The following is a 7,234-nucleotide window of genomic DNA, read 5'->3' as shown; positions in this document are numbered from 1 at the left end:
CCGCCGATACCGGAACCGGTTCATCCGTTACAGTTTATGGGTGGTGAAGCCGCCGGCCTGGCGCGGCTGCAGGAATTCATCTATGGCAACCACAGCATTGACCGCTACAAGGAAACCCGGAACGCCCTGGACACCTGGGATGCCTCCTCCAAGTTCTCACCCTGGCTGGCCAACGGCTGTCTCTCGGTCCGGGAAGTAGCAGAAACCATCACCGAATACGAAGCCAGCGAGACTAAAAACGAATCCACCTACTGGCTCTGGTTCGAGCTCCTCTGGCGCGAATACTTCTACTGGTACGCCCTGAAACATGGCGCCAACCTGTTCCGCCGGGACGGCGTCCAGCGCAAACGTCGGCATGGCACCTTCTACGGCCATCGTTTCAAGGCCTGGTGCCAGGGCAACACCGAATATCCGATCGTGAACGCCGCAATGAACCAGCTGCGGGAAACCGGTTACATGAGCAACCGGGCCAGACAGCTGGTCGCCAGTTGCTTCATCAACGAACTCGGGTTGGACTGGCGCTACGGAGCGGCATGGTTTGAGGAGCAGTTGATCGACTATGATGTAGGAAGCAACTACGGCAACTGGCAGTACCTGGCTGGCGTAGGGGCGGACCCGAGAGGCCTGCGGCAGTTCAACCTCGAAAAACAGACGCAGCAGTACGATCCCACCGGCACCTTTATTGACCGCTGGGGCGGGCATGCAGATCAGCCCGTAGGCTTACACACAGTGGATGCGGCAGACTGGCCCCTGTAGTAAAAGGCGAATCGCCATGGCGGAAATGACGGACAACAGCAACTCGGATGAAGCACGGGAGACACTGGCCCGCATCATCGAAACCAGCTCACCGGCAACCCTGGTGAGTTGCGGCAGCCTCGCAACCGAAATATCGCGGATGTGGCAGAACCACCAGGATGGCGTCGATGTTCGAACTCTCGACACCATCGACCCCAACGCCAGGCTGCACATCGACCGGGTTGCAGACCTGGCGCTGATAACCGGCACCCTGGAGCACCTGCCTCATGATGAAGGCGCCCTGCTGCTGGGCCAGCTAAGAAACTATGGCACCCATCAGATCGCGGTGCTGGTTGGCGAAGCGCCAGGCTGGGCCTTTACTGATTTCATCGGCCTTGGCTTCCGTCGCCATGCCGAACTGGAAAATGATAACGGCGCACTCACGCTGTACACCTACAATCTGGATACTTACAACCACAAACGGGCCTGGAACAATCCAGAGAACTGGGCCAATCCGGAAATGTGGGGTAAGGCATGGTGGTAAAAAGCACTGAAGTGAACAGTCCGTCGTCTCAGAAACTGAAGCCCAGTACGATCAGGATCGGTACCCGTTACCGGGCCAATCGCCTGAAAGGCCCCTACGACGCCATCGTAATTGGCTCCGGCATCGGCGGCCTGACCACCGCAGCCTGCCTGGCCAAGGCGGGCAAGAAAGTCCTCGTGCTTGAGCAGCATTACACGGCCGGCGGTTACACCCACAGTTACGCTCGCAACGGCTACGAATGGGACGTAGGCGTCCATTACATCGGCGACATGGGCTCTCCCCACACCCTGGGCCGCAGGCTGTTCGATTACATCACCGACGGCAAGCTGGAATGGGCCCCCATGGACGAGAACTACGACCGCTTCTTCCTGGGCGAAAAGGTCGTGAATCTGCGCGCCGGCAAGGAAGGGCTGCGTCTCTCCCTGCTCGATGCCTTTCCCGATGAACAAGAAGCCATCGACCAGTATGTAAAGCTGCTGGGCAAGGTGGCAGACGGCATGCAGTGGTACACACTCTCCAAGCTCGCCCCCGGCATATTGAGCCCGGTTATCAACAAAGGACTGGATGTCGCCCTGCCTGACTGTTTCAACAAGACCACGTGGGAGGTGCTGAGCGAGCTCACCGACAATCAGGAACTGATCGGCGCTATCACCGGCCAGTGGGGCGACTGCGGCGTCACGCCGATGCAGTCCAGCTTTATGGTCCATGCGCTGATTGCCAAACATTACCTCTACGGTGGCTTTTACCCAGTCGGCGGCGCGTCGGAAATTGCCAAAACCATTATCCCTGTTATCCAGCAGCCCGGCGGTGAAGTCTTTACCTACGCCGACGTCACCGACATCCTGGTGGAGAAAGGCAGGGCAACCGGCGTTCGCATGGCCGATGGCGAGGAAATCCGGGCACCGCTGGTCATCAGCAACGCCGGAGTTATCAACACTTTCGAAAAACTGCTGCCCGCCGAGTCCGCTGAGAAGATCGGCTACAAAAGCAAACGCCAGCACATCATTCCCTCCATGCCCCACATCGGCCTCTACATTGGCCTGAAGGGCACACCGGAGGCACTGGGCCTGCCGCGGACCAATTTCTGGATCTATCCCAGCGCGGACCACGATGGCAACGTGCAACAGTTTCTGGATGACCCGGACAACACCGAGTTCCCGGTGGTCTACATCTCCTTTCCGGCAGCCAAGGATCCGGATTACCAGAACCGCTGGCCTGGCACCTCCACCATCGAGATCGTCGCCCCGACGACCTGGGAGATGTTCGAGCCCTGGCAGGACACCATCTGGGGCAAGCGGGGCGACGACTATGAGGCCCTGAAGCAGAAAATCACCGACCAGTTGCTGGAAGTGATGTACGAGAAACTGCCCCAGCTGCGCGGAAAAGTGGATTACGTGGAAACCTCAACCCCGCTTTCCACCGCCTGGTTCTGCCGTTACGGCCGGGGCGAGCTCTACGGCCTGGACCACAACCCCGAGCGCTTCGAACAGGAGTGGCTGAAACCCAAGACCGACATCCCCGGGCTCTACCTTACCGGCCAGGATATCCTCACCTGCGGTGTCGTGGGCGCAATGATCGGTGGACTGGTCAGCACCCTGGCCATTCAGGGCTGGCGCGGGGCCGGTCTGGCGAAGCGTATTTTCGTGGGGTAACAGGGGTTGCCCAGACCGATTTGCGCCGATTGCGGCATGCATCCGAATATCTGTGTTTGCGAAGCGTGTGCCCCCGTGCGAAACCGCACGGGGGTGACGATACTGCAGCACCCGACCGAGGTCGGCCATGCCAAGGGTACCGTTCGCATCCTCACCCGGTGCCTCGCAAATCTCAGGCTCTTCACGGGCGAAATGCCGCGCGATTTCCATCAGGCCGGGTTTGAGTCCGTCGCCGGCAGTCATCAACCGGCCCTGCTGTTTCCCGGGCCCGGCAGTGAGGCGCTCGAAACCTCAGACGTGCGCCAGTTCGATCACTGGATCATCCTGGACGGCACCTGGCGCAAGGCCGCCAAAATCCTTCACCAGAACCCTACACTCTCTGCGTTACCGCGTTTCCATTTCGCCAATCCGCCAGCCTCTGCCTACGCCATCCGAAAGGCGCCCGGAGAACACCGACTGGCCACGGCAGAGGCCGTTGCCTATCTGCTCAATGTGCTTGAGCCAGAGCTGGATACCCGGCCAATCGCCCATGCAATGCGCACACTGGTAGACAAACAGCTGGCCCAGATCCCGGCCCGGCTGCACAGGCACTACCAATAAACCAGCCGGGTGAGACGACTGGCCAGCTCAAACGTACTCTGGGAACACGTTAGTCAAACAGAGAAACCCCATGTCAGAGCAGTTTGGACCGGCGGACCTCTCCCGCATCATCGAGATGGCGTGGGAGGACCGCACACCCTTCGAGGCCATCGAAGCCCTCTATGGCCTTCGCGAAAAAGATGTTATTCGCCTGATGCGTCGTGAGCTCAAACCCGGTAGCTTCCGGCTATGGCGCAAGCGGGTAACCGGGCGCAACACCAAACATCGCCAGCTACGACCTGAGGGTGTAGACCGCGGCTATTGTCCAACCCAGTACAAGCACCGATAAACGCCTTGTCATTGGCATTGACGGCGAAGCTGCGCGATCATGAGCACTCAGGCATCAAGCAAGTGAGGAACCCTCTCGATGGCATTGTTCAACCAGAAAAACGCCCGGAAACAGCTGGACGCCGAAGCGGGCAAGGTGCATCGGGCGGATCTGGAAACGCTGCTCGACCGCCAGCGCAGTATTGAAGAAAAAGTGAAAGAAAGCGGCAAACTGTCTCGCTTCAGCGCCGACATCAAGCTGATGTTTTCGATGATCCGCGATTACTGGTACGGCAATTACCGGAGCGTTCCGTGGAAAACGATCGCAGCGGTGGCCGGTGCGCTGATCTACGTGATGAACCCCCTCGATGTCATTCCCGACCTGATTTTCGGATTCGGTCTGGTGGACGACGCCGGCGTTGTTGCGCTGTGCCTGAAGCTGGTGGAGTCCGATATTCACCGCTATGCTGCCTGGAAAGAGCAGCAGGAAGAATCTCAAACAGGGCCAGTGCGAATTGATTAATTTCTGAACTGGCGGTATTCTCCCGCCCCTGCTGTTGGGATACCTGAATCAAATCTGGAGTTGTCGTGGATCTAGCCACTCTCATCGGTCTTGCCGGCGCTACACTGCTGATCGCGTCTGCCGTTATTCTCGGTGTTTCACCTGCTGTATTTATCAATCCGGCCTCGCTGTTGATCGTTGTGGGCGGCACCATGTTCGTCGTGCTCGCCAAGTTCAGCGTTTCGCAATTTTTGGGGGCTTTCAAAGCGGCCGCCCGCGCCTTCAAATTCAAACTGCCGGAAACCCAGGCCAGCATTGAGGAGTTGGTGGAGATCGCCAACGTAGCCCGGAAAGAGGGCGTGCTGGGCCTCGAAGGCAGGGAGATCAGCAGCCCTTTTTTGTCCCAGGGCATTCAGATGCTGGTGGACGGACAGGACAGCAAAACCATCAAGGAGCTTCTGAACAAGGAGCGTCTGATGACTCTCGACCACAATCGCTCTGGCGCCAAGGTCTTCACGGCCATGGCGGACGTGGCGCCGGCGATGGGCATGATCGGCACACTGATTGGTCTGGTTCAGATGCTGTCGAACATGGAAGATCCCAAATCCATCGGCCCGGCCATGGCGGTCGCCCTGCTGACCACGCTTTATGGCGCCATGATTGCAACCATGTTTGCAACCCCGATAGCCGACAAGCTTTCTCTGCGAATGACCGAGGAAGCACGCATGCAGTCCCTGTACATTGATGCACTGGTTGCCATCCAGGAAGGGACCAATCCCCGTATCATTGAGCAGATGCTTTCAAGCTACCTGCCACCCAAAGAACGTGAAAAAGTGGCCGAAGCAGAAGGCGCGTAACCATGGACGAGTTACCAGAAGAGGAAAAGCCGGGGATTCCGGCGTGGGTTGTCACCTTCGCCGATCTCATGTCCCTGCTGATGTGCTTCTTTGTTCTGCTGCTGTCCTTTTCCGAGATCGACGCCCAGAAGTTCAAGCAGATTGCCGGTGAGCTGTCCAAAGCCTTTGGCGTCCAGCGGGATGTGCCGGCCCTGGAGATCCCGAAGGGTACCAGCCCCATTTTTGACAAGTTTTCCCCTGCGCCGCCCGAGCCCACGGTGGTCAACGAAGTCAAACAGACCACCACGGACGAAGCGCCGGAGCTCCAGACCCTGAAGAGCCCCACCGACATGGCCGTTGAAGCCGCCATGGAGGAACAGATGCAGGAAACCATGGACGATATCCTGAAAGTCCTGGAGCCGGCGATCGCCGATGGGCGCATCAATGTGAGTGAGGATCAGCGGCGAATCGTGATTCGGGTTGAGGAAAAAGGTTCTTTCCCTTCGGGCTCGGCTCAGCTGACCTGGGAATTCGAGGGCCTGCTGCTGGATATGGCAGAGGTGATTGAAGGCATTCCCGGTGACCTGACGATCGAGGGACACACCGACAACGTGCCTATCCGGACCGACCGTTTTTACAGTAACTGGGACCTCTCCGCCGCCCGTTCAGCCGCCGTTGCCAACGTTCTGGTTGCCCGGGACCAGGTGGAACCCACCCGTCTGTCCGTCACCGGACTGGCGGATACCGAGCCGCGGGTACCCAACACCTCTGCGGAAAACCGCGCCAAGAACCGGCGCGTGGAAATCATCATTGATCTCTCCGGCCCGATGCAGGAACAGGAAGTACGCCTTCGGGAACTGATCCAGTCCGAATCGGATGATGCCGAATCCAGCCTCGGGATCGAATCCGAATCCGACAGCTCGACACCAAACGAAATCAGTTGGTAAGCGCACTCTATTTTGGTGCGCTAAATGCTAAAACGCACAGTATTAGTGCATTATTAGAGTGAAAATAGTACCTCACATTTCTGAAAGCCCCCTCAACTGCCCTTCAGCTCTTGATATGCCTTGTTTTGGAACAGCTCTTGCTTCAGCTGCACCTCAACAATGCGCAAGCCAACGTAAACGGTCCGATAGAGGCCGGACACACAACATCAGGAGCGAAAACCCGTGGACATCACGAGTGCAGTACATACCCTGACCGAAAGCGCCAACACGCTGTTCATCCTTATCGGCGCCATTATGGTGCTGGCCATGCATGCCGGCTTTGCCTTCCTGGAAGTGGGCACGGTTCGCCACAAGAACCAGGTCAATGCCCTCGTCAAGATCATGACCGACTTCGGCATCTCCGCCGTGGCCTACTTCTTTATCGGCTATTACATCGCCTACGGCAGCCATTTCATGAGCGGCGCCGCCGAGCTCACTGCTGCCAACGGCTATGATCTGGTGAAGTTTTTCTTCCTGATGACGTTCGCCGCGGCCATTCCCGCCATCGTGTCCGGCGGTATTGCCGAACGCGCCAAGTTCTACCCGATGCTGATTGCCTCAGGCCTGATTGTCGCCTTTATCTATCCCTTCTTTGAGGGGCTGATCTGGAACGGCAACTATGGTTTCCAGGGCTGGCTGGAGAACCAGTTTGGTGCATCCTTCCACGACTTTGCCGGCTCCGTTGTAGTGCACGCGGTGGGCGGCTGGATCGCCCTGGCGGCCGTACTGGTTCTGGGTGCACGAAATGGGCGCTACCGCAACGGCAAGGTGGTGGCCTTTGCCCCCTCCAACATCCCCTTCCTCGCCCTGGGCGCCTGGATTCTGACCGTCGGCTGGTTTGGCTTCAACGTCATGTCGGCCCAGACCCTGGACGGCATCAGCGGCCTGGTGGCCGTGAACAGCCTGATGGCCATGGTCGGCGGCATCCTCGTCTCCATGCTGCTGGGCCGCAAGGACCCGGGCTTTATCCACAACGGCCCGCTAGCGGGACTGGTGGCGGTATGTGCCGGCTCTGACCTGATGCATCCGGTAGGCGCTCTCGTGACTGGCGGCGTAGCAGGCGCCATCTTCGT

Annotated in this window: 9 protein-coding genes; all 9 read left to right on the top strand. The window is 58.6% G+C overall.

Annotated features, from left to right (window positions below; all coding sequences use genetic code 11):
• Positions 1 to 756: DASH family cryptochrome (locus B2W52_RS08350; protein ID WP_286802434.1), on the top strand; the 756-nt coding region annotated here is incomplete at its 5' end.
• A gap of 16 nt (positions 757 to 772) precedes the next feature.
• A complete protein-coding gene (locus tag B2W52_RS08345) occupies positions 773 to 1,279 on the top strand; it encodes a DUF6231 family protein (protein ID WP_286802432.1) in 507 nt (168 codons plus the stop codon).
• On the top strand, positions 1,270 to 2,931 hold the full coding sequence (locus B2W52_RS08340) for a phytoene desaturase family protein (RefSeq protein WP_062783164.1): 1,662 nt from the start codon (positions 1,270 to 1,272) through the stop codon (positions 2,929 to 2,931). The genes B2W52_RS08345 and B2W52_RS08340 overlap by 10 nt, the downstream gene beginning before the upstream one ends.
• A 6-nt stretch (positions 2,932 to 2,937) precedes the next feature.
• Positions 2,938 to 3,531 (top strand): tRNA-uridine aminocarboxypropyltransferase, encoded by a 594-nt coding sequence (locus B2W52_RS08335; protein WP_273069063.1) that lies wholly within the window; start codon positions 2,938 to 2,940, stop codon positions 3,529 to 3,531.
• A 70-nt stretch (positions 3,532 to 3,601) separates the two neighbouring features.
• Positions 3,602 to 3,859 (top strand): TIGR03643 family protein, encoded by a 258-nt coding sequence (locus B2W52_RS08330; RefSeq protein WP_053113745.1) that lies wholly within the window; start codon positions 3,602 to 3,604, stop codon positions 3,857 to 3,859.
• Positions 3,860 to 3,937: 78 nt separating this feature from the next.
• The gene (locus B2W52_RS08325) at positions 3,938 to 4,360 is read left to right on the top strand and encodes a YkvA family protein (RefSeq protein ID WP_008177156.1); all 423 of its coding nucleotides are present in this window, start codon (positions 3,938 to 3,940) and stop codon (positions 4,358 to 4,360) included.
• Positions 4,361 to 4,425: 65 nt separating this feature from the next.
• Positions 4,426 to 5,196: a flagellar motor protein PomA gene (pomA, locus tag B2W52_RS08320; protein WP_092031238.1), complete on the top strand. Its 771-nt coding sequence runs from the start codon at positions 4,426 to 4,428 to the stop codon at positions 5,194 to 5,196.
• Between the two features lie 2 nt (positions 5,197 to 5,198).
• Positions 5,199 to 6,122 (top strand): flagellar motor protein MotB, encoded by a 924-nt coding sequence (locus B2W52_RS08315; protein WP_008177152.1) that lies wholly within the window; start codon positions 5,199 to 5,201, stop codon positions 6,120 to 6,122.
• A gap of 222 nt (positions 6,123 to 6,344) precedes the next feature.
• A partial coding sequence (locus B2W52_RS08310; RefSeq protein ID WP_286802430.1) for an ammonium transporter occupies positions 6,345 to 7,234 on the top strand: 890 nt, incomplete at its 3' end.

This window comes from Marinobacter sp. UBA2498, from assembly GCF_002341575.1.
Lineage (GTDB): Bacteria > Pseudomonadota > Gammaproteobacteria > Pseudomonadales > Oleiphilaceae > Marinobacter > Marinobacter manganoxydans.
The sequence above is the reverse complement of the archived record's forward strand: the minus strand, read 5'-3'. Positions and strand labels throughout refer to the sequence as shown.

Excerpts from the sequence above, each read along its gene's own strand:
- B2W52_RS08345 (WP_286802432.1), top strand. The coding sequence starts at position 773 with ATGGCGGAAATGACGGACAACAGCAACTCGGATGAAGCACGGGAGACA.
- B2W52_RS08340 (WP_062783164.1), top strand. The coding sequence starts at position 1,270 with ATGGTGGTAAAAAGCACTGAAGTGAACAGTCCGTCGTCTCAGAAACTG.
- B2W52_RS08330 (WP_053113745.1), top strand. The coding sequence starts at position 3,602 with ATGTCAGAGCAGTTTGGACCGGCGGACCTCTCCCGCATCATCGAGATG.
- B2W52_RS08325 (WP_008177156.1), top strand. The coding sequence starts at position 3,938 with ATGGCATTGTTCAACCAGAAAAACGCCCGGAAACAGCTGGACGCCGAA.
- B2W52_RS08315 (WP_008177152.1), top strand. The coding sequence starts at position 5,199 with ATGGACGAGTTACCAGAAGAGGAAAAGCCGGGGATTCCGGCGTGGGTT.